Here is a 23765-nt window from a genome sequence, read left to right on the forward strand (position 1 = left end):
CAACAGCAACAGCAACAGCAACAGCAACAGCAACAGTCGTTTGACAGTGCGCCCGTGCCAGAGCAAGCTCCAGAGCCTTTAATCGAGGCCGAGCCGCAAGTTGAAGAATCAACACAGCCAAGCTTTGAGCAAAGTTTTAATAACGAAGCCGAAGCCATTGCTAAAATTTTAGCACGCCGCAATGTGTCAGGGTCTGGCTCACTTATTCAGCCGGATGGTAGCGAAACGTCGATAAAAAAGACTGAGCCCCAGCAAAGGGGCGAAAATTTTGCAAAACCAAAACAAAGCCCTCTTGAAAAATACCGCGGTGAAACTCAGCATGTGGCACCTGAGTTAATTGAACAATTAACGCCAGAGCCAAAGCAAGAAGTTGCACCTGCCCCAGAACCGCAAATAATTGAAGGCTTCGAAAGCCCAATTTCGCAAGAACGTTTTGCCCATCAGCAAGACGAGTGGGCAAACAAAATTGAAGAAATGGGGCTTGGTGGTCGCGTGCGACAATTTGCACTGCACAGCATATATCAAGAGCAGGGTGCACAGGTTAATTTGCTAGTCGATTCTGAGCAAAAGCACCTAGATTCGCCAATGCTTCGCGATCAATTACAGCAAGCGTTATCTCAATTAAAAAATATGCAGGTTGAACTCGCAATAGAATTTAACGATGTAGTTGAACATACGCCGTTTAAAATTCAGCAAAAGATTGATGCATTTCGTCATCAACAAGCCGTGCATACTATTAAAAACGATCCAATCATCACTCAACTCATGACACACTTTGACGCAGAGCTAGATGAAGGTACAATAAAGGCATTATAATTTTGTTGGTAGCCTAGCTGCCATGCATTAAAAGAGAGAAAAATTATGTTTAAAGGCGGAATGGGTAACATGATGAAGCAAGCGCAGCAAATGCAAGAGCGCATGCAAAAAGCCCAAGAAGAAATTAAAAATATGGAAGTAGTTGGTGAAGCAGGCGCAGGCCTTGTGAAAGTAACTATGCTAGGTAGTCATAATGTGCGTCGCATCGACATTGATGAGTCACTAATGGAAGACGACAAAGAAATGATCGAAGACCTAGTAGCTGCAGCAATCAACGATGCAGTACGCCGCGTTGAAGAGCAAACAGCAGAGCGCATGCAAGCAGTAACTGGCGGTATGCAGATGCCTCCAGGCTTCAAAATGCCGTTCTAATTTAGAACGCTTTAACGTTTTAAAAATTAGCGCCTTTTGGCGCTATTTTTATATCTACCAGAATTCACAATTACTTTTGATACAGGGTGACTACCACAGCGCCCCCCAAGCCCACATTATGCTGTAATGCTAATCTCGCGCCCTCAACTTGTCTTTTTCCTGCTTGGCCTCGTAAATGCCAGCTTAATTCAACACATTGCGCTATGCCAGTTGCACCAATGGGGTGGCCTTTTGACATCAAACCACCGGAGGGTCCAATTACAAACTTACCACCGTAAGTATTATCACCGTCAGAAATCAGCTTTATTGCTTCACCTTCTTCACATAGCCCAAGCGCTTCATAATTAATTACTTCATTGGTGGTAAAGCAATCATGTAATTCAATTACATCAACATCTTGAGGAGAAACACCCGCGAGGTTAAAGGCTTTATTGGCAGCGCGTTTAGTCATACCGGCACCAACCGAAAGAATAGGATCTTGCCATGACTCTTGGGTATCAGTTGCCATGGCTTGGCCAATAATTTTCACCCCATGTCTAATATTATGCTTTTTAGCGAAAGCATCACTACACAGAATGACAGCTGCAGCGCCGCAGGTGGGCGGGCATGCCATAGTGCGCGTCATATAATTATCAAAAATTATTTTGTCATTAAGCACACTTTCTACGGTAAGTGGTTTTGAAAACAGTGAATAAGGGTTATGTATGGCATGACTTCGTGATTTTACGGCTACTTTTGCATAAAGCTCGCTAGTGACATTATATTTTTCCATATAATGTTTACCGGCTGCACCAAATGCGCGTAGTGCAATAGGCGCTTTTGGAATGCCAAATTTATCATACACAGCATTGGCTCTATCAAACGGGTTTTCCCTGTCAGACCAATGTGAGCCCAGCGCACCTGGTTGCATTTCCTCAAAGCCAAAAGCTACAGCACACTCAACCTCACCAGACAATATGGCTTGCCTTGCAGCATAGAGCGCTGTTGAACCACTAGAGCAATTATTATTAACATTAATGATGGGAATACCGGTTTGAGCAACATCATAAAACGCATGTTGCCCACAGGTACTGTCGCCATAAATATAAGCTGCATAGCCTTGTTCGATGTGGCTTACATTAACGCCAGCGTCAGTAAGCGCCAATCTAATAGCGTTTGCAGCCATTACGCGATACGGCTCTTGTTGGCCAGGTTTACAAAACTGTGTCATACCGACACCAGCTACGATAACATTCTTCATTTTCAGCCTATTGTTTTTATTATCTGAATTTTATTCTTACATTAAATATCAAGCATTAGGTGATTTAAACATTAACCAAATACCTCACTTTTTAACACTTTGTTTGTGTTATTAAGCACATAAACAATAAAAATATCGCTAAAAAAAGCATTTATCCAATAGGTAGAAGTTTTAAATATAAAAGCCTTTATATTATTTAAGGCAAACTGTCAGGTGGTGTGCTTTGGCACATATATTGATTTAGTTAAATACTATTTAGTTAAATCGTTCTAAGGATGCATTATTATGGTGCAAGCGCTATCTGCCAAGTTTCTCTCTCATTTTATAGAAAAACATTCGCTTTCTCAGGAAGTTAAAAAAACAATAAAAACTTGGTACGCACCTATCGCAGAGCAAATTGCACTGCACCAAAATAGAACAAAGCAGCCACTGGTGATTGGCATAAACGGTTGCCAAGGTTCGGGTAAAAGCACACTTACAGACTTTTTAAACCAATATTTACGCATGTATTTTGGTTTAAATGTAGTGTCGATTTCGCTCGATGATTATTACTTATCTGCCTCTGAGCGCGAAGAGCTCGCCACAAACATTCACCCACTGCTTGGCACACGCGGCGTACCGGGTACCCACAAAATTGATCAGCTAGATCATGACTTAGCTGCGCTTACGCGTAAAACGTTAAAACGCCCTTTGTTCATTCGCCGTTTTAATAAAGCCACTGACAATCCATTCCCATCAGATAAATGGACCAAAGTTACATCAGCACCCGATGTGATTATTCTAGAAGGGTGGTGCGTTGGGCTTAACGCAGAGCCTCAAGACGCATTAAAAACACCTATAAACGCGCTTGAAGCAATAGAAGATGAAAACGGCACATGGCGTGAATACGTCAATAATCAGCTGAGTGGTGTTTACCAAAATGTGTTCGAGCGAGTTGACCGTTGGATTATGCTAAAAGCACCTAGTTTTGATGTAGTGGCACAATGGCGCAAAGAGCAAGAAGCCAAGCTGCGTTTGCAACAAGATAAACTGCCAGCCAATAAAATTATGAGTGAGCAAGAAATAGAGCGCTTTGTGCTGTTTTTTGAAAGGCTTACCCGCGTTGCTTTAAACGAGTTTTGTCAAACTACCGACATCACCTTACACCTAAATGAAACACGCAAAATAGTTGAGGTAACAGGGCGCTTTAAACAGTTGTGTTTTCCTGAAAAGCTCGCGGTATTTACCGACCTTGATGGCACCTTGCTTGATCATTACAGCTACGAGTTTCAACCTGCAAAAGTCAGCGTGTTTTTATGCCACGAATTGGACTTTCCTATTATTCCTTGCACTAGCAAAACCTATAAAGAAATTATCGCAATTCGCGCACAGTTAGGGCTTGGCACGCCGTTTATTGTGGAAAATGGTGCCGCCGTTTTTTTACCCAAAAAATGGTTAAAAGAAAACGTGATTGAAACCAAAGATCTGATTGAATTTGGCGAATTCTACATTAAAGAATTTGGCCAGCCACGCAGCTTTTGGTTAAGCCAGCTAAAACAACACGCCAGCGATTTTGCACATCTTTATAAAGGCTTTGCCCAAATGACGAATAGTGAGCTGGCGGAGCTTACAGGTTTAAGTGAAAAAGACGCGGAAAAAGCCAAACTGCGCCATTACTCCGAACCTTTACATTGGAGGGGGGAAGCCTGCCAAAAAAGCGCATTTATAAAACGCATGCGCGAACATGGCGCAATCATTATTGAAGGTGGGCGTTTTTTACATGTATGTGGCACTGAAAATAAAGGGCTAGCGCTTAAGTGGTTATTTAACCTAATTAAAGGCGAACTGCCGGGTGATTGGCTGAGTGTGGCACTCGGCGATAGCGAAAACGACAGCGCCATGCTAGAACAAGCAGATATCGCAGTACAAATCAAATCAATGACCCATCCGTTTATTGATTTACAGCGTGAAAAAGGCGTTATGCGCTCAACTATGCCAGGGCCTACAGGCTGGCACGAAGTGATGATGCAACTTATTAGCGAGCTTGATAACCATCATATTGAGCGCATTAAATCGATTATTAACCACCCTCTGAAGGAGAAAGACTATGGCTGATTTTTACCAAAATGGCATTGTAACCACGCTACATAATCTAACTAATCGAGGTGTGGAAGAGCTAGAAAACGAGCTGGTTGAGTTTTCTAAAACGCGGCCAATGGGCTTAATTTTACCCTCACTTTACAGCGAGCTAGAAGGTGAAGCGCTGCCTAAAATTGTTGAACATTTAAGTGAAGTGCCATATTTATCGCAAGTGATTATTGGCCTAGACAGAGCCACCGAAGCTGAGTTTTGTAAAGCCATTGAGTTTTTTAAATATTTAGGCCAGCCACATCAAATTTTATGGAATGATGGCCCACGATTAAAGCAGCTCGACGCCGAATTACAAGCGCTAGGCGTGGCACCGACCGAAATGGGTAAAGGCCGTAACGTGTGGTATTGCATGGGGTATGCGCTAGCCACTAAAGAGGCGGAGTCTATCGCACTGCACGACTGCGATATTTTAACTTACGACCGCAGCTTAATTGCCCGTTTAATTTACCCTGTAGCGCACCCGCAATTTAACTACGAATTTTGCAAAGGCTATTACGCCCGTTATTCCGATGGCAAACTTAATGGCCGTGTGGCGCGTTTACTTGTTACACCATTATTAAAAGCACTTAAACGCGTGATAGGCCATAACGACTACCTAGATTATATGGATAGCTACCGTTATTCGCTCTCGGGTGAGTTTTCGTTTAGACGTGATGTGCTAAACGATATTCGTATTCCAAGCGATTGGGGGTTAGAGATTGGCGTACTTTCAGAAATGCAGCGCAACTATGCTGCCAACCGCTTGTGCCAGGTGGATATTGCCAACGTGTACGACCACAAGCACCAAGACTTATCGCTTCATAATAGCGAAGGTGGCTTATCTAAAATGTCGATAGACATAACCAAAGCGTTTTTTAGAAAGCTCGCCACGCAAGGTTACACCCTAAACACCGAAACCATGCGCACCATAAAAGCTACCTATTACCGCATTGCGCTCGACTATATCGAAACCTATAAAAACGATGCGATTATCAATGGCCTGCAAGTGGATATTCACACCGAAGAAAAATCAGTAGAAATGTTTGCTAAAAACATTATGGCAGCAGGGCAATCATTTTTAGAAAAACCTATGGAAACTCCGTTTATTCCATCGTGGAACCGAGTAATTAGCGCCATGCCCGATGTGCTTTCACGCTTAGAAGAAGCGGTAGAAGAAGATTACCTCGAATTTTCAGCAAAACTTCGCAAAAAGGTAAGCTGATGACCTATCCATTAAAAGAAAAACTGCTTAAGCAACTGCAAGTTATTTATGAAGGGGTCGCAATAAAGGACTCAGTGGATGCCATCGCCGATAAGCTTTTAACCCAAATGGCGTTAAGTGAAAACGCGCAAGGGCCAACGCCTTTTTTAAACCGCTGGAATGAATCGGATATTGTGATGATCACCTATGGCGACAGCATAGTATGCGACAGTGAAAAGCCGCTGGTAACTTTAAAACAATTTATTGATAGCCATTTAAGTAATGAGCTAAGCGGCGTACATATTTTGCCGTTTTTCCCGTACAGCTCAGACGATGGTTTTTCAGTGCTTGATTATTCCAGCGTGAATGAATCACTGGGAGAATGGCAAGACATTAGCGCCATAAGCAAAAGCTATAAGTTAATGGCCGATTTAGTGATTAACCACTGCTCAGCGCGCTCCATTTGGTTTGAAAACTTTATAAAAGGCGAGGGCACAGGCCACAATTACTTTTTTACCGCATCGCAAAGCGACCCGCTTGATAAAGTGGTTAGGCCGCGCACATCACCTTTATTAAAGCCAGTAACCACCAAGCAAGGCGAGCAGTTTGTGTGGTGCACCTTTAGTCATGATCAAGTCGATTTAGACTTTTCAAACCCAGAAGTGCTTATTGCGTTTGTGGGTATTATTAAACAATACCTAGATGCGGGCGTGTTGATATTTCGTTTAGATGCCATCGCCTTTTTATGGAAAGAAATAGGCACAAGTTGCATTAACTTACCGCAAACCCATGAAGTAGTAAGGCTGTTACGCACGCTTATTGAATGCGCAAATGAAAACGCCATAATAATTACCGAAACCAACATCCCTAATATTCAAAACTTAGCGTATTTTGGTAATGCCAACGAAGCCCATGCCATTTATAACTTTTCGCTGCCGCCGCTACTTATTTACAGCTTAATTTCAGGCGATTGCCAAGCGTTAAAACACTGGTTAATGCGCATGCCACCCGCGCAAAATGGTACCTGCTATTTTAACTTTATTGCTTCGCACGATGGCATTGGCTTAAGGCCAGCCGAAGGTTTACTGAGCGAAAGCGAAATTGCCACCATGGTTAACACCATGCAAAATTTTGGCGGGCTTATTTCGTGGCGAACAGGGGAAGATGGCAGCCAAAAACCTTACGAAATGAACATTGCTTTGTATGATGCGCTTAAAGGCACAACAGATGGGCCCGATAAGCATCAGTACCAGCGGTTTATTTGCGCCCACAGCATTATGATGAGCCTAGAAGGCATTCCCGGTATTTATATTCATAGTTTGCTTGGCACCGAAAACGACTATGAAAAATACAACAACACCCATCATAACCGCGCGATTAACCGCCACCGCTGGCAAAGCGAATTGTTAAATGATCAACTTGCCAATCCGTACAGCCATCACAGCAAAGTATTAAGCGGCCTAAAAACCTTGCTAGCAATAAGAAAACAGCAAAATGCCTTTCACCCCAACGCCACCCAATTTGTGTTGCAACTTGGCCCAGAACTGTTTGGTGTGTGGCGACAATGTATGAATCGCAGTCAAAGTATCTTTTGTATTGCTAATATTACTAATAAGCCAGTCTCGCTTCGTTTAAACGAGCTTAATTTAATTGAAACAGAACACTGGTACGACTTACTCACAGATCAGCAAATTAACGATTTAAACAGCGAGTTTGCGCTGTTGCCATATCAAACAATTTGGCTAACCAATAAACGTAAGGGAGTATAACAATGAAAAAAGTAACCAAAGCGGTGATCCCCGTTGCAGGCCTTGGCACACGTATGCTGCCAGCAACCAAAGCCATTCCAAAAGAAATGCTAACACTGGTAGATAAACCACTTATTCAATATGTGGTGGAAGAGGCGGCTGCTGCTGGCATTAAAGAAATTGTGTTAGTAACCCATGCCAGTAAAAACTCCATCGAAAACCACTTTGATACCAGTTTTGAGTTAGAGGCGCAGCTAGAATCACGTGTTAAACGCTCGCTCTTACAAGAGGTTAAAAGCATTAACCCCAAAGGTATTACTATGATTTCGGTGCGCCAAGCTGAAGCAAAAGGACTAGGCCATGCCATTTTATGTGCGCGTTCGGTAATTGGCGAAGAGCCATTTGCGGTAATTTTGCCCGATGTAATCATTGATAAATACCACTCAGATTTAGGCGTAGAAAACCTCGCGAAAATGGTTAGTAACTACAACGAAACAGGCGTTAATCAAATAATGGTAAACCCAGTAGAAATGGCACAGGTGCAAAGCTATGGCGTGGTTGATTTAGACAACCAAACCCTGTGTGCAGGCGAAACCGCTAAAATTATTGGCATGGTAGAAAAACCACCACGCGAAGAAGCCCCTTCAAACCTTGCCATTACGGGCCGTTATGTACTTTCTGAAAGCATTTGGCCAATTTTAGCCAAAACCCCACCGGGTGCAGGCGATGAAATTCAACTAACCGATGCGCTTTATACGTTATTAGACCAAACAGGGTTAGAGGCTTACCAGCTGGTGGGCAAAACCCACGATTGCGGCAATAAGCTTGGCTTTATTAAAGCCAATATAGAATACGCCATTCAACGTGCTGAGTTTAAAGGTGAGCTAACCGATTATATTGAAACCATATTGGCCGAGAACAAGCATTAAGTTACAAGGGCTTTATCTACTCAGCAATCACAACATTACATGAGGGTAATAGTTCTAAAAAAGCCTGTTTTAAAGCACTTTTTGCACTGTTATCGCCATGGACAATTTTAATTGTGTGCGGCTTACGTTTAATGCGTTTTACAAAATTGAGTAAATCGTTTTTGTCGGCGTGGGCTGAATAGCCACTAATGGTGTGCACGCCAGCATTAATCGTGACTTTTTCGTGGTTAAGTATTACATAGCCATTGTTTGGGCCATATTGTTGAATATCGCGCCCCGGTGTGCCGCTGGCTTGATAGCCAACAAATATAATATCGGCAGTTTTGTTGGGTAAAAAGGTGGTTAAATAGTTAACAATGCGGCCACCACTACACATACCGCTGGCGGCAATTACAATGGCAGGTTGTTTATTATTGGCAAGGGCACTGACCATAGCGAGGTGCTCTTTATGGCTATCTACAGTTATCAGCTGAGAAAAATCGAGCGGATGCCGATGGGCGTTAAGTTTGCGTTTGGCTTCATCATCCCACAAAGCTTTAAACTGCAAATAATGGGCAGTAAAGTTAGCCGCCATGGGCGAATCTACAATCACATTAAGCGATTGCCAAATAGAGTTGTGTTTGCGTTCTTGATAAATAAATTGTTCTAGCTCGTATAGTAGCTCTTGTGTGCGGCCAATACTAAAGGCCGGAATAATTACTACGCCTTTGTCGGCAACCGCTTTTTCAATCACTTGTTTTAGTACTTTGGCGCGGGTTTTACGCCCTTGGTGTATTTTATCGCCGTAGGTTGATTCGATTATTAAGGTGTCGGCACGATAAGGGGATTTAGGCGAGGGCAATAGCGGTGTGTAAGGTGCACCTAAGTCGCCACTAAAAACCACACGATGATTCTGCTTGCCTTGGGTTATGTCAATCTCAACATAACTGCTACCTAAAATATGGCCAGCGCGCTGTAAACGTAACTTTGCTTTAGATGTTTTACTTGCCAAAGTAATTGGCTGCCAGCAATTAAAATCAAGGGCAAAAATTTGCTTTTTAAGTAGTTTTAAGAACGTATTAATAAGTGACTCATCACGGGTAACGCCAATTTTAAGTGCATCTTCAATCACTAATGGCAACAACTGCGCCGATGCCTTAGAGCAATAAATAGGGCCTTTAAACCCCGCCGCAAGTAAATAAGGAATGCGCCCTACATGATCAATATGCACATGGGTAACAATAAGCGCAGCAACAGTTGCAATATCAAACGCGATGGCAAGGACATTATCGCCACCAGTTCGTTGCTCATCCCCCTGAAACAAACCGCAATCAATTAACAGACTCGCAGCGTCATCAATTTTTAGCTGGTGGCACGAGCCGGTAACACCATTAACCGCCCCGTGATGAAGAATTTCAATGTCCATATTTCAATTCCTATATTTATTAGTACATTATGTTTAGATAATAGCGTTATAAAATGATATAAATAAACAAATTTATACTGTGAATTTTGCTATGATTTATTTCGATACCGCAGCGTCCTACCCAGTTCTACCTGAAGTGCAAATAGCTTTAAAAGAAGCATTTGAAAATACATTTGCAAATTCTGCATCGAACCACTTTTTAGGTGAGCAATCTCTTGAGCAAGTTAATAAAGTAAGAGAGCAACTTGCTGAAAAAATTGGTGCGTTTGCTAGCGAAATTGTCTTTACAAGTGGAGCTACTGAGTCGAATAACATCGCATTTAAGAGTGTATTATTCGGTGGTGATGTTGCTGAAAACAAAAAACATATAGTAATTTCAGCGATCGAGCATAAATGTATTTTTTCAATCTGTGACTTTCTTGAGAAGCAAGGGTATGAATTCACAATTGTGAAGCCTAATTTACAAGGAATTATTGAACCAGAATCTATTAGAGATGCGTTAAGAGAAGACACTGCTTTAGTATCTGTAATGCATGTAAATAATGAATTAGGAACGATAAATCCGATATCTGAAATAGGCAAAGTTTGCTTTGAAAAGAATGTTTTATTTCATACTGATGCAGCTCAGAGTTTTGGCAAAATAGAGATTGATGTTGATGATATGAATGTAGATATTATGTCATTCTCAGCCCATAAAATAGGTGGCCCCAAAGGTATTGGTGCAATTTACATCAGAGATTTAAGAAAACACAATTTACAGCCAGTAATACACGGAGCAGGACAAGAAGATGGATTAAGAGGTGGAACAGTTGCTACCCCTCTGATTATGGGATTTGGTACTGCAATCGAATACTTTGAAAAGTACTACCAAGCGTTTAAAGAAAAGAATATAAAACAATACTTATTGCAGCAGCTGGAAGAACAAAATATACATTATCAAATAAATGGACATTTAGACTCTTTACCTCATTGTTTGTCATTAAGCTTATTAGAAGTAAATACGGGTCTGTTGATTAGAGAAAATGAGAGCTTAATGTGCTTGGCACAAGGTTCAGCTTGCTCCTCAAAAGAAATCGAGGCATCTCATGTACTAACTGCACTTGGGTTAACTAGAGAAGAAGCTGAAAATACATTTCGCATTAGCTTTTCGTACGACATAAGTATCAAGGACATTGACCTCTTAATTGACGCCATAAAAAAAGCAGCTTAAAAGCTGCTTTTTTTATTTATAACATGTAACACAGGCTCCACCGCCTTCAGCTTCATCGTAAATATCGTCGAGTTCACCGAACTCACAATACCCTTCAATATCACCTAGCAGTGCATTTCTACGCTTTTTCTTTTGGAAGCGAGCAACTTTTTTCTCATGATTTTCAATTATGCGCTTTTGTACTTCAGGGTCTTCTAAAGTTTCTAGCGGGGTACCTTGTCCCATCCAGTAAAAACGTTCACCAACTGTAGTATTGGTATCATCACCTTTTTCAAAAGCTTTTGCTTCTTCAAATAAGTCGGGGTGCATTTGCATTAATTTCACCCACTCAATTTTACGTTGGTAAAAGCAGAACGTACAACCTGAACGAGAGCGCCATTTATAATATTCCGGCAGTTCTAAACCATTACGTTGTAGTATATTTTCAATATCACTACGCACAATGCCATGTTCACGAAACGGAAAAACCGATTCAATGGGCTTTTCAATAGTCATATATCCAGTACGTTCTGGTTCATCAGCGCGTATGCCAACAAAATTTTTAATTTTATAACCGTCTTTGATAAAACCATCTAACCACTGTTCAAAGGGTTTTAGCTTCATTTGAACAGTACACCAACGATCTCGTTGTGATGGTAAATAGTTACCATGCTCTTTTAGTAAATGGGCGAAATCTTTTTCACCACGTCCTTCAATATTATTTAGTGAACGTGCGTTTAGGCGATGAATATACCCTAATTTCTCTTCTAGCTTATCGATAAAATCATTCGTTTCAGGTAGTTCATACCCTGTGTCAGTGAAAAAATATTCAACTTCTAGTTCGGGGTACATTTCCTTAACAAACAGTGCAAGAGCACTACTGTCTTTACCTCCTGAAAGACCAAGAACATATTTAACTTTTTCAGTCATCAATAGTCTCCTCAGTGACATCATCCATTAAATCAGCAAGTAGCTTAGATAATGCTGCGAGCTGTTTTTCTTTTGAAATATCAGACAAGTTAGACTTAATATTACTAACGGCTTTAAGCACTTGAGTATCATCAGTTAAACCATGTTTTATAAAACTACCAAATTCTTTGTGCTTACCATTGTCATCCAATGTCATTAACGCTAATGGTTTCGACGTACCTTTGTTTTGGATGTTGCCAAAAGATTCTATGCGTCTAAATTGAATGCATAAATTTTGTAGTTCATCAAAACCATTGCGTAAGTGTTTATCTGTCCAGTTACGCTCTGGAGTACCAGTAGTTAAATTGATAATAAATTCGAATTTAGTTTTAGCAATTGGCTGATCTTGATTATCTATATAGGCAGCGATACGCTTGGCAAATTCTTTGACATTTGGTCGCTTTGCAACTGTGTCGACAAAAATACATCGTTCTTTAAGTTGCTCATTAAAATCTTCACCAAGCATTGAAGTTATGACTTGTTTAAAACCATTAAATAAAATGTCATGTTGCGCAGTAAGTTCTTCGATTGCCCGTTTTAAGCTAGTCGCCAATTGTTTTTCTACTGACGGATCGTCTTTACTAAAACCAAAAACGGTAGGTAAATCATCTAAAATCAACTTAAATGGATCGTTTGCGCCAATTACTTTATTTCTAAAATTCCTAGCTTCTTTAGACAATCCTTGCTGATGTTCTTCCCCAAAATTGTCACCACTTGTTTTCTTAACCCATGAAGGCAACTTATGAACAATGCCAACTATATGTTTGGCGATGTTGAGTATCGCACCATTTGGTTGCGTTTCACCGAGAGTTGCTTTTGCTAGGTTATCCAATAAGTGTGTTTGAATTTCAGATATCTCAAAATACCTTACAGCAGCTTCATGTGGGTACTTGTAAATCTTGTTAACAAGTTCTTCATCTAATTCAGGGATAAATACAAATTGTTTAGTTGAATCAAAATCATAAAAAGCTACTTGGCCCTCTAACGACTTCAATAATGCAAGGCCATAAATACAACATAAACCTGAAGTTAAACCGTAAGGTGGTTTCATCCACATATCATAAAGTGCAGCAAGAGTAACATGCTGGTTTTTAGAGTGTTGCTTAATAAATGTTACGCCATCTTGCCAAAGAGTATGCATTTTAGGGTTGTTATTTATCGCTTGTTTATCCCAATTGTTTGGGAACAGATAACCCTCGCTTGTTTCTAAATGCCACCCTTTACTCTTTAAGCAGGAGAGATAAAGCCCTTTTTCTGGAGGAAAGCTATTTTCATCAAATCCCAGATCTTTTTCATCACCATATTCAAACATTGCGTTCATTAGCTTTCTTATGGCGCTATTTGCACTTCCCGAAGGTTTTGAGCGATTTACTAATTCATTAATAACGCTTGGAGCTTTGGCAAATATAATATTTGCAATCTGAGATGCTAAAACTGTTAGCGATGCATTAGCTAGTTTTTTACCTTTGTATTTCCAACTAGCATCTTTAAATAAACGATGTAACTCTTCTGCAACTTTGTACTTAGCTTGGGTTATTCTCGTTTCTAACTCATTTTTAGCGATGAGATCATGATTTATTTTGCTTTCTTCTTTAGCAATTTGATTAAGTGCAATTAATTCAATAGCTTCAAGCTTTAATGAATCAAAACTTTCTACATTACCAATAGCAATATATGAATCGTCTGTAAGAGAATTGTTTAACTCTTTAGCAACACTCGTATTTGTAGGTAACACAAAGTGTAAAAACGTTTCACCTGTAACAGGTGTGTTTGAAAGAGCAGCAATCAAGTTTTTATCCAGCTTGTTAACAAGCTTAGTGGATGCCCAACGCATAGTACCTGTTTCATGATAATGCGCTGTTGCTAGCGTATTTTGCGGTAAATCACAAACCTGTGTCCAATCCACACCTTCGCTAATGGCCTCAATACGTTCATTGATAAGCGTATTGATATCAATATCACTGCCTTGAAATACGAATAAAGCATCGTGCTTTTGACGGTAAATAATTACTGTCCAATTTTCTAGGTCACTTATGGCGTTATCTACATCTTGTTTAGAATAGCCGCGAGTTACAAAGTAATTCGAGATAAATGCACGTTTAGCGTGTAAATGATGGTGGAAGCCAAAAATGGTTAATAACGCAATTACTTTAGTAATAGCTACGTGAAGCTCAGCCCCTTTTTGACTCGCCCTATGAATTGCATCACAACCTTCTAACCAAGCCTTACTATCATGAGATGTAACAATTAAATGATGTAAGTTATGATGCAAGTAATCCCAATATGCTTCAGGTTGATATAGTGCAAGTGATTCATTTAATTGGTTATAGTTTGTCTCTAAAAATTCTCGAAATGCTAGCTTTTCATGGGATGCTAAAAAGCCAAACAAACTTCTTTCATTTTGAGAAAAACGTCTGCGAGAAACAGGGCCAAGCAATAAACTAACAACGGGATCAAGCGGAAGAGTATTTAAAAGTGCGTTTGCATTTCTCGCTTGATTAACAAAAGACTCGCTGACTACATTAACAAGAGATTTATGTTGTTCTGTTAATGCGTTCGAAACTTTTGCGTGTTTGGCAATTGAATCACCCACAAGAATAAGTGATTCATCAATGGATGGGTTAAAACTCAGGTCACGGTAACGACCCTGCACTTTTGCCCATTCTTGCTGAGTTTTACTGTCTTTATTTTTTGCGTAATCAGAAAATGCCTGATGTAAAAAGCCAATGATAACGACTGGACTTTTAGAGTTTTGTACAATATCTGCTAATGATTGGAATAGGTGCAGATCTTTGTTTGACCTTGATTGATAATCAAGCGCTTTACCCATTTCGTCGAGTAAAATGATCACACCGTCTTTATCAGTATTAGGTGTCGCAAGAAGTTTCTTAATTTCTTTTAAACAAGCTTCATCATCATATGAGCTAATAACTTCTTCATCAAATTCAACACTATAAGCTTTTAATAAGCTCACTAAAATACTATTGCTGGGTGCTTCTAAACCACACACATGTTTAATGGTTTGCCAACCATTTTTAATATTAAAGCGTGAATTAAAGTCAGTAATAATTGATTGCGAATTATCTAATTTTGCTTGAGCGTAATCACGCTCATTTGAGTGTTGGCTTAACAGACAACTTAAAAACAACGCAATAGTTGATTTACCTGAACCATAAGGGCCTGTAATAGTGTAGGCACGCTGGGTACTGCTTTGAAATTCACGGCTAATAGTATCAATTACGTTAACAGCGGTACCATGAACAATAAAATCATCAATAAAAGGTTTTAGATCTGACGTATCAACATCAATACGTGTTGAGCTTTTATAACGTTGGTTTATATTAATTAATAAGTCAGACATTTTATTGGCCATAATAGATATCTAAATACTTGTCAGATTGGTTTTCAGGTGATTGGTTAATGTTAACTTGACGCAAGCCTAGAGAATCAACCCATGATATTTCACCAGCACTAAACTCTTGTAACTCATCTAGTTTTTGACCTAAACCTGACTCTGAAAGGCGGAATATACGACCAGGCGAACAGGGCTTAGTTAATAGTGAATCAAAGTCAATTGTAGTGACATTAGAATCTACAGTTTCTAGCTTATAAAACTCAAGCAATGCATAGGCAAATATTTCAATAGGTAATTCCGGGCGTTCAGCAAGTGCGCTTACATAAAACCCAGCTCCATTGTCTTGTAATAAATTGAGTTCTGATAACGGGCTTGTAAAATGATCTTCATCAACCTTTATGTTTGTTTTTGATTTAGCCAATTTTGCTTTTTTACAATAAGTATTTAAAAAACAGTCAATGTCTTTTTTAATTGTAGAAATGTTACCTACTTCAGATTGAATCAATTGAGTTGCAGCGCTATAACAGTCATCAACAAATTTTGACTTTTCGAAATGCTGAACATTTGCGTAATTAAAGAAGTAACGATATGCCGTTAAGTGCTTGTCATTGAAATTAAGCCAAAAATGTAAAAGCCAAATTGACCCAATTTTTTCAAGGTAAGGATCAGCACCAGGGCTGATACCGTCACCAAATAAGCGTTTACCTTGCGGGGTAATATGATGGACGTAAGAGTTTTGCTCGCGCGAAGCATTAATTACACAGCTTGATTCTGCCCAATACTGTATTGCTTTGACCATGTTTTTACCAACACCTAAACGTACGATCGATTCACGTATGCCTTCTTCGTCAGTACTAGTAAACTTACCTTTTAAATTCAAATGATTAACAGCTTTGTATAACCATCCATAGCGCAGGGGAAAGGTATCGTGCCCTGTAAATTTAGCTTTCATGCTTATAACTACTCCTGGAGAACTTGTCCAACAGCAGTAATGTTATATGGAATTAAACCTAAGAGAAAGTGCTTTTTGTATATTTATACAGTTGCTGAGTAACTATACTAAATAATTATGTAAATTTATTTTTTTTTGTGCAATTATATTATTATTCAGATAGATAGCAATTTTGTTCAGGGTTGATAAAGGTCTAGTGTTATCTAATTAAAAAGGAACTTATTAACTCTGATATCTAATAAAGGAACCAATCTTAGATGCAAAAGTCCCTCGACATTTTTAAGGCAGAACCAAAGTCAGTTTACGATGTCTTATGTGATACAAACAAAATGGGTTTTTATATGCCTGCTTATCAGAGGCCATACTCATGGGAAGAGGTACATATCAATGACTTGTTTATCGACTGTGACAATGTATTTCGTAATTTATTAGATTCACCTGATGCAATTATCTTTCTTGGCTCGATCCTAACTGTTGAAGATAATGATGCAAAGACAATTTTTCCTCTAAATAGAAAACAGCATCCTCAAGATATTAGACTTGTTATAGATGGACAACAGCGATTATCAACACTTACATTAATACTGGTAGCTTTGAATGAGAGGCTTAGGCTACATTTGCCGAAATTGAAGCGGTTAATTGAGACTGAAAGTCATGAAAATATAAAAGACTCATTAGAAGCATTGAAAGAAACAATTTCAGAGTTAATCAACGATACGTCTGCTACTGTTGTAAAAACTGCTGCTGAACACCCTTTGTATAAAAACTACCCTAAAATAATTCGCTCACAAGTAGATTGCTGGGGTAAAACAGAGAACAAAGCTAGTTATAAAAGCCCTATGGCAGAAATACTCATAGCATACGAAAAGCATGTTTTAGAACATGAAGGTACCGAAAAGTTTGCTGAATTTGATAGAGCTTCATTAAGTGAAGGTAGTAAAAGAGTTAGTGAGAATTACCGGATAATTAAAAAACTACTAGGAGATATTGAAAAAGGTTTCCAATTAAAAGGTTCTGATCAAGAAAAGCTCAACTTAGAAGATTTATTAAATGTTTCAACATTAGATAGTTGTCTTGATTTTCCCATTGATGAAGAGCTCATAAATGCGGCACAACAACAAGTGAAAGTGCCTGCAATGATTTTTATCACTGCTTTTACTAAATTCTTACTACACAGAGTTTGTTTAACTTACGTAGAAGTTAATAATGAATCATATGCATTTGATATGTTCGAAGCGCTCAATACTACAGGAGAACCGCTGACTGCAATAGAAACATTTGTACCTAAGGTAATTGAACACATTGGAAGAAAACGAGATGAAGATTCTCAAGCTGCAAAAGAAGAATTGGCAACTCTAAACTCTATTACCGATCGCTTTGAGAAAATAACAGCAAGTAAAGAAAAGAACGATAAAACAAAAGCATTAATTTTAGCTTTCGTAAGAGCATTCGAAGGGAAAGTTAAGGTTACTCATCTCCGTGATCAACGTAAGGCAATGCTTGATAGTTATGAAAATACTAAATGTGTAAACCGTGATGATTATCTTAACTATCTAGCAACATCTGCAGACTTTTTATTTGATAATTGGCAAGCGGCAAACCCACATGCATCAAATCTAGTTAATGAAACCGATCTTGATTTAGCAAATTTATGCTTACGTTATTTAGTAGATATAAAGCACGACATTGTCCAACCACTTCTTATACAGTTTATTCTACAAGATAAACATTATGCTCAGTCAGGTTCTAATGATTTTAGTTTTAATAAAGCTATTAAAGCTGTAACCGCTTTTAGTGTACTTTGGCGAGCAATGAGTGGTGGAGCGGATGGTATAGATAATGTTTATAAAAAATTACATGAGAAGGGGTTTGATGTTTCAGGTAGTTACCATACACCATACGTATTAAAAGAGAACAATTTGAGTGCTGAACAGTTCAATGTCGAGGATTTAAAGTCATTCTTTAGACAACAACTCGAATATAAAATACAGAGTAAACAATCACCAAAAGAAACAGACATAGACCAATGGCTCGATATTTGTTCAAAGCAACCATTGTTGACTAAAGTGAAAGGTATAAAACTGTTAGTACTTGCTGGTTTTCATAATGTTAAGCTGATTGGAAATGACTTTGAGCGTATAGAAGAACCTGTTACTCAATTTTTAACTACAGCAATGTGGAAAATTATTAGTAAAAAAGATGTTGTCAAGAAGGTTTACTCAGGTGAAAGGCATTGGCAAGATACTGACATAAACGATCCTGAAGTATTTAATAAACTAGGTAATGTGCTTATTGATCCGAGAGATAATATCTTAAAAGATGATTCTTGGGATGATATTAAGCAATCATTACTAGTAGCCCTTTCAAGTGACTCTATAAAAGAGCTTGATACATTACTGAATAACTACAGCGATTTATCAGATGAATCTAAATTACACTGCTCTAATGTTCTTTTAGAAAGTAAATTTGCCGATATCACTTATGCTGAAGAGTGGAATAAAGTAGCAATTGAAGAACGCACCGAGTTATTGCTGAAGAATGCTTGGGTAAATCTTTATGGTTGGTTGAATTAAACAATCATGCTTCTGTCCAGTTTGAATTTGAAACCTAAATATGACTCTGAAGTTGATGATATACTTCAGAGTTTTTATACACCAGCTCTAAAGGTGGCTGAAAACTATGATAGATCTGTCGGCTATTTTAGTTCTGAAGTACTCGCTTCAGCAGCTGAAGGGCTAGAAGTATTTGTCGAAACTGGTGGAACTATAAGACTAGTTATTGGCGACCCACTGGATGATTCAGAGTATGAAGCTGTCATGAGAGGTTTGCAAAACCCTGTTGAGTCTCGAATAGCTAAATTAAGCGATATTTTATTTAATTCAAAGAACTACCACTTAGATCTGTTGACTTACTTAATTGCTAAAGGACAATTGAAAATAAAATTTGCCTTTACTCACAAAGGGATGTTCCACAAGAAAATTGGAATATTTTATAAAGGCAGTGAAAAAATCGTATTTAGTGGTTCTGCAAACGAAACTTTGGCTGGATTAACTAAATATAATTCTGAAGAGATATCAGTATATTTTAGTTGGCGGGATTCGTTTTGTGATTATGGTCAAGACGAGATAAATAAGTTTGAACTGCTTTGGCAAGACCAAAACCCGAGAACAAAAGTTATAGCATTGACTTCAGACTTTTATAAATCTATTCAGAATGGCGCAGATTTATATGAGCTTAAAAAGCAATTTTTTCCACTAGATAGCAATCAAGTAGAAGAACGCCGTCCTTTTTTTTCTTATAGCTTTAAAAAGTCAAAAACAACAGTAAAAAAAGCATTAATTACTGAGCGGCTACCAGCTCTTCCTTTGATGCTGAAAGGAAGAGTTTTTGAATTGTTCGAGCATCAAAAGTTAGCCATTAAAAGCTGGAAAAATGCTGATTATAAAGGTTTATTCAAATTAGCCACAGGTGCAGGCAAAACAATTACCTCGATAACTTGCATAGTGGATCTTTACAAAGAAAGAAGTAAAGCGAAGTTGAATACATTTGTAATTATCAGTGTTCCTTATATTGAACTTGCAAACCAATGGGTTGATGAGTTAACTCAGTTCAATATATCTGCCATTAGATGTTATGAAAACTCTAAGAACTGGACAAATAGTCTTAAGAAAAAATTGTTATTATATCTCAATGGTAAAACAAATTTTGCTTGTTTAGTTGTGGTAAATAGAACACTAGTAACTGATACTTTTCAAGCTGAAATAGAAAAGTTACCAAATGATGAAATACTTTTCATTGGTGATGAATGTCATCATTTAGGAAGTAATGGGCTATTTGATCATTTACCTAACAGTAAACATCGCATAGGCCTCTCAGCAACACCTTTCCGTTCGGATGAAGATGAAGTCGACACTTCACCGTTCACCAATACAAACAAAGAAAATTTAATTAATTATTTTCAAGGTATTGTTAGTGAATATTCGTTAAGTGACGCAATAAAAGACAATATTCTTTCTCCTTATTATTATGAAATTGTCGGCGTAGAGTTAGAAGAGGAAGAATATGAATTTTATGAAGAAATCACCCAAAAAATTAGCCGTTTAATAAATCAATCCAAAAATCAAAAACTATCACCTGAGAGTAAACTTGCATTAAGTAGCTTATGTGGTGAACGTTCTCGGCTGCTAGCTACATGTAATGGTAAATTACCCGCTCTTATAAACTATATAGAGCAAAATCCCACTATGGACCTAACACATTCATTGATTTATGTAGGTGAAGGAAAAGCACAGGGGCAAGAGCAGCCTTATATTGAAGATGTTACGAAGTCTTTATTCACCTCTGGTGTAAAAGTTGCCAAATTTACTTCTTATGAAACGGGTTCTGAAAGAAAGTCGATTATGGAGAATTTTAAAAACCAATTTATAGATGCATTAGTAGCAATGAAAGTTTTAGATGAAGGGATTGATGTACCAGTCTGTAAAACCGCCTTTATTCTTGCAAGTTCAAGAAACCCTCGACAATACGTGCAAAGAAGAGGGCGCGTTTTAAGAAAGTCGCATTCGAAAAATGAAGCTAAGATAATTGATTTTTTAGTACTTCCACCAAAGCGCGCAAAATCTTCTGCTGCAGAGAGCCTAAGAAAAGCAGAATTAGAACGTGTCACCGATTTTAAAATGACATCTATTAACCCATCAGATGTAGAAATAGCAATTAAAAAATTAGGATTATGTTGATGGATATTCATGAACTAAAACAGCTATTAGCTCAAGCAAACCAAGACGCAGAAAATGCTTTTGAGGAGTATTCAAAAAAATCATCAGCTCATAGAGCTGCATTAAAGATTATGAAGATTGAAAAAGAGCTACACTACGGCGATGTAACTCAGTCTCAGCATTTAAAAAAAATAAAAGACATAATTACTTTTCATGCGGAAGAAATAATAAATGAAAATAATAAAGCTTGAAATTAATAACTTTAGACAATTTTATGGCAAGCAGACAATTGAATTTGCAACGGGCGATAAACATTCAGTCACATTAATTCATGGTGAGAACAATGGAGGGAAAACGGCTTTATTAAATGCTTTAAAGTGGTGCTTGTATGAAGAGACAACAGAAAATCTACAAGACCAAAACTTTTTGATTAACAAACATGCTTTGGCAAAAAATGTAAATGCTTATAGTGTTAAAATCTTATTGTCACATGACAATAAGATTTTTGAAGTTCAGCGAAGGGGCACACATACTCCGAGAAAGAATCAATTAAAAGTTTTTGAGATTGGAGAAGATGGCTGTTACGCATCAAATGAAGAAAAGAACCCAAATACTTTTATCAATAGCATTTTACCCAAAGAGATGTCTGACTATTTCTTCTATCAAGGTGAAGGTACCGGCACACTTAGTAGTCAAAATGATTTTAATCATATTAAAGAGGCAATTAGCAAAGTTTTAGGGTTAACTGTTGCAGAAAAAACTTTGATGCATCTCACCAAAATAAGAAATGACTACATTAAAGAACTTACGAGTTATGATACAACGAACGAATCTGAAAAGCAGTCAGCATTAAAAGAAAAGCTTCAAGCAAATCTTGAGCTTACGAAAAAAAACCTAAAGTTAAGAACAGAGGAGCAGGCAATAGCCGAATCTGAATATCAGTCTAGCGAAAGAGCGCTCGCTCGTTTTGATAAAAGCATTTTAGAAGAAAAAATACATACAAGAAGCAAATTGAATTCAGCTTTAAAAGTTGCTGAACGTAGTTTGATTGAAAAGAAACAAGCGAAATTAAAAAATTTACCAATTTGGTTATCAGACAGCTTTTGTAGCAGGTTAGCTCAATTTGAACTGGATAAAATTAATATTGATGAGTTAAAGAATTCTCATAAGTACACAGTTGATAAAAGGTTAATCTCAGAAATTCTCAAAAACCATGAATGTATTTGTGGTACTGCTGTTCCTGAGGAAAGTAATGCCTTTAAACTTATCTCAGATTTACAACAAGCTGCCGTAGATGTGAATTTAAAGAGACGTTGGTCAGCTGTTACTTCACTCCACTCTAAGTTGGTTAAAGTATCGCCTCCTAGAGATATTATGCTTTCAGTATTAGATGAGATTGAAAAATATCAGGATGAGATTCACGGATTAAATAAAGATATCGAAGAGTTAACACACACAATTGTTGAATCAGATGTTGAAGATATAAAAAAGGTTGAAAAGCAAAGAGCTCAATCTAAGGCTAAAAATGAAGACTTATTAAGACAGGTTACAAATTTAGAGAGTGAAGTTAGAAGGCTCACAATTGATTTAAAAGTTACAGATGAAAAACTTTTAAAGCTTGGATTGTCACAACCAAAGGCTAAACTTTATCAAGCTTTAATTACCTCAACTGAAAAAATCAGTGATTTATATAAGGAAGCAATAGAGTCAGCCTCTACCGGGGTTGATTTAAAAATTCTTGCAAAAATGAGAGAACTGTTTGAAAGAGTTGCATTTAATGGTTATTCAATTAAGAAAGAGCAAGGCAATAAAGAAAGTTATACTTGGGTCATTGTTGATAAAGATGGTAAAAAAGTAGCTGCTGGTAATGGCTATCAGGCCATGTTAGCTATTTCGTTCATCATAGCACTAATACAATTTTCTAAAGACAGAGCAAATGCGAAACAACATTTGTTAACACCCGGTGCAATAGCCCCTTTTATCGCAGATTCCATTTTAGCGTTTATAGGACCTGATAATGGCAGAGAGCTAGTCAAGTACATTTCTGAGTCAGTTGAGCAATCAATTTTTATGTTCTCACAAGCTCAATGGACTGAGTCACATACGGACAAAGGTTTCAGACACAAAATAGGTAAAGAGTACAACCTAGTACAACATACAATATTAACTGAAGATCAGTTTAAAGGTACATATCCTACTAAGTTATCAGTTTTAGGTAAGGAATATGATGTTGTTAAATTTGGTAGTGAATTCGATAAGGTAACAATCGAAGAGGTGGTGTTAAATGTATAATGAAATAGATTGGCAAAAGCTTAGGGTTCACCGAGAAAATAAGTTTGAACCACTAGTTAATAAGTTGTGCGCAAGTAAAGATGCACATAATCAAAAAGCAGTCTTCAAAACAGTAAAAGAGCTTATGGTTTTTGCTGCTTTAGTTGGGTTTCAATTAGACAAGTTTGAACCAATGAATTCTCGCTCTAATGCCGTTTCTATATCTATGGAAACATACGCGACAACAGACCACGACGCTTATATTTATCTTATTGCCTTAGCCAAAACACCTATGCTAGATATTATTAAAGACGAAAACTTAAAGGATGCAATAGGTATATTTGAGGGTTATTGTAATGGCGGCTTACATCATATAGATGATTGGTTGACAAAAAACATTGATGAAACGATTTATTCAGAGGTCTTGTTTCAAGAAACTCTTGAGTTTTTAGTTTCTGTCGCATAAGAATTTTTATGCATTTATGCTTATTCAA

General features: G+C 38.0%; 17 protein-coding genes. 12 read left to right on the forward strand and 5 right to left on the reverse strand.

Features of this window, described 5'->3' with window-relative positions:
• Both ON073_RS07050 and ON073_RS07055 read left to right on the forward strand, forming a co-directional pair.
• Positions 1–816: DNA polymerase III subunit gamma/tau C-terminal domain-containing protein (locus ON073_RS07050; RefSeq protein WP_274761167.1), on the forward strand; the 816-nt coding region annotated here is incomplete at its 5' end.
• Positions 817–861: 45 nt separating this feature from the next.
• Positions 862–1188, forward strand: coding sequence for a YbaB/EbfC family nucleoid-associated protein (locus ON073_RS07055; RefSeq protein ID WP_274761168.1), 327 nt, complete (start codon positions 862–864; stop codon positions 1186–1188).
• Between the two features lie 70 nt (positions 1189–1258).
• Here ON073_RS07055 and ON073_RS07060 read toward each other — a convergent pair whose 3' ends face one another.
• Positions 1259–2428, reverse strand: a complete 1170-nt coding sequence (locus tag ON073_RS07060) for a lipid-transfer protein (protein ID WP_274761169.1) — start codon at positions 2426–2428, stop codon at positions 1259–1261.
• A gap of 285 nt (positions 2429–2713) precedes the next feature.
• On the opposite strand from ON073_RS07060, the gene ON073_RS07065 reads away from it, so the two are divergent.
• The 4 genes from ON073_RS07065 to galU are packed head-to-tail and all read left to right on the forward strand — an operon-like array spanning position 2714 to position 8415.
• A complete protein-coding gene (locus ON073_RS07065) occupies positions 2714–4522 on the forward strand; it encodes an HAD-IIB family hydrolase (RefSeq protein ID WP_274761170.1) in 1809 nt (602 codons plus the stop codon).
• Positions 4515–5759, forward strand: coding sequence for a glycosyl transferase (locus tag ON073_RS07070; RefSeq protein WP_274761171.1), 1245 nt, complete (start codon positions 4515–4517; stop codon positions 5757–5759). Before ON073_RS07065 ends, ON073_RS07070 begins: the two co-directional genes overlap by 8 nt.
• A complete protein-coding gene (locus tag ON073_RS07075; protein ID WP_274761172.1) occupies positions 5759–7507 on the forward strand; it encodes a sugar phosphorylase in 1749 nt (582 codons plus the stop codon). The genes ON073_RS07070 and ON073_RS07075 overlap by 1 nt, the downstream gene beginning before the upstream one ends.
• Positions 7508–7509: 2 nt before the next feature.
• On the forward strand, positions 7510–8415 hold the full coding sequence (galU, locus tag ON073_RS07080) for a UTP--glucose-1-phosphate uridylyltransferase GalU (protein WP_274761173.1): 906 nt from the start codon (positions 7510–7512) through the stop codon (positions 8413–8415).
• A gap of 16 nt (positions 8416–8431) precedes the next feature.
• Here galU and ON073_RS07085 read toward each other — a convergent pair whose 3' ends face one another.
• Positions 8432–9814, reverse strand: coding sequence for an MBL fold metallo-hydrolase RNA specificity domain-containing protein (locus ON073_RS07085; protein WP_274761216.1), 1383 nt, complete (start codon positions 9812–9814; stop codon positions 8432–8434).
• A 97-nt stretch (positions 9815–9911) separates the two neighbouring features.
• Between ON073_RS07085 and ON073_RS07090 the strand changes: the two genes are divergently transcribed.
• Positions 9912–11030, forward strand: coding sequence for a cysteine desulfurase family protein (locus tag ON073_RS07090; RefSeq protein WP_274761174.1), 1119 nt, complete (start codon positions 9912–9914; stop codon positions 11028–11030).
• A 12-nt stretch (positions 11031–11042) separates the two neighbouring features.
• Here the strand turns inward: ON073_RS07090 and ON073_RS07095 are convergent, their stop codons facing one another.
• The 3 genes from ON073_RS07095 to ON073_RS07105 are packed head-to-tail and all read right to left on the reverse strand — an operon-like array spanning position 11043 to position 16285.
• Entirely contained in the window at positions 11043–11939 is an 897-nt protein-coding gene (locus ON073_RS07095; protein ID WP_274761175.1) for a phosphoadenosine phosphosulfate reductase family protein, read from the reverse strand.
• The gene (locus ON073_RS07100; protein ID WP_274761176.1) at positions 11932–15339 is read right to left on the reverse strand and encodes a hypothetical protein; all 3408 of its coding nucleotides are present in this window, start codon (positions 15337–15339) and stop codon (positions 11932–11934) included. The genes ON073_RS07095 and ON073_RS07100 overlap by 8 nt, the downstream gene beginning before the upstream one ends.
• Position 15340: 1 nt before the next feature.
• Positions 15341–16285, reverse strand: a complete 945-nt coding sequence (locus ON073_RS07105) for a DUF4007 family protein (RefSeq protein WP_274761177.1) — start codon at positions 16283–16285, stop codon at positions 15341–15343.
• Between the two features lie 257 nt (positions 16286–16542).
• On the opposite strand from ON073_RS07105, the gene ON073_RS07110 reads away from it, so the two are divergent.
• The 5 genes from ON073_RS07110 to ON073_RS07130 are packed head-to-tail and all read left to right on the forward strand — an operon-like array spanning position 16543 to position 23737.
• Complete coding sequence (locus tag ON073_RS07110) at positions 16543–18858, forward strand: DUF262 domain-containing protein (protein WP_274761178.1); 2316 nt, start codon at positions 16543–16545, stop codon at positions 18856–18858.
• Positions 18859–18885: 27 nt separating this feature from the next.
• Positions 18886–21021: a DEAD/DEAH box helicase family protein gene (locus ON073_RS07115; protein WP_274761179.1), complete on the forward strand. Its 2136-nt coding sequence runs from the start codon at positions 18886–18888 to the stop codon at positions 21019–21021.
• The gene (locus ON073_RS07120; RefSeq protein ID WP_274761180.1) at positions 21021–21251 is read left to right on the forward strand and encodes a CxC ATPase DNA modification system associated small protein; all 231 of its coding nucleotides are present in this window, start codon (positions 21021–21023) and stop codon (positions 21249–21251) included. Before ON073_RS07115 ends, ON073_RS07120 begins: the two co-directional genes overlap by 1 nt.
• Entirely contained in the window at positions 21232–23292 is a 2061-nt protein-coding gene (locus ON073_RS07125; RefSeq protein ID WP_274761181.1) for an AAA family ATPase, read from the forward strand. The genes ON073_RS07120 and ON073_RS07125 overlap by 20 nt, the downstream gene beginning before the upstream one ends.
• Positions 23285–23737: a hypothetical protein gene (locus tag ON073_RS07130; RefSeq protein WP_274761182.1), complete on the forward strand. Its 453-nt coding sequence runs from the start codon at positions 23285–23287 to the stop codon at positions 23735–23737. Before ON073_RS07125 ends, ON073_RS07130 begins: the two co-directional genes overlap by 8 nt.
• The last annotated feature ends 28 nt before the right edge of the window (positions 23738–23765 follow it).

Source organism: Pseudoalteromonas sp. G4 (assembly GCF_028875915.1).
Classification (GTDB): Bacteria; Pseudomonadota; Gammaproteobacteria; order Enterobacterales; family Alteromonadaceae; genus Pseudoalteromonas.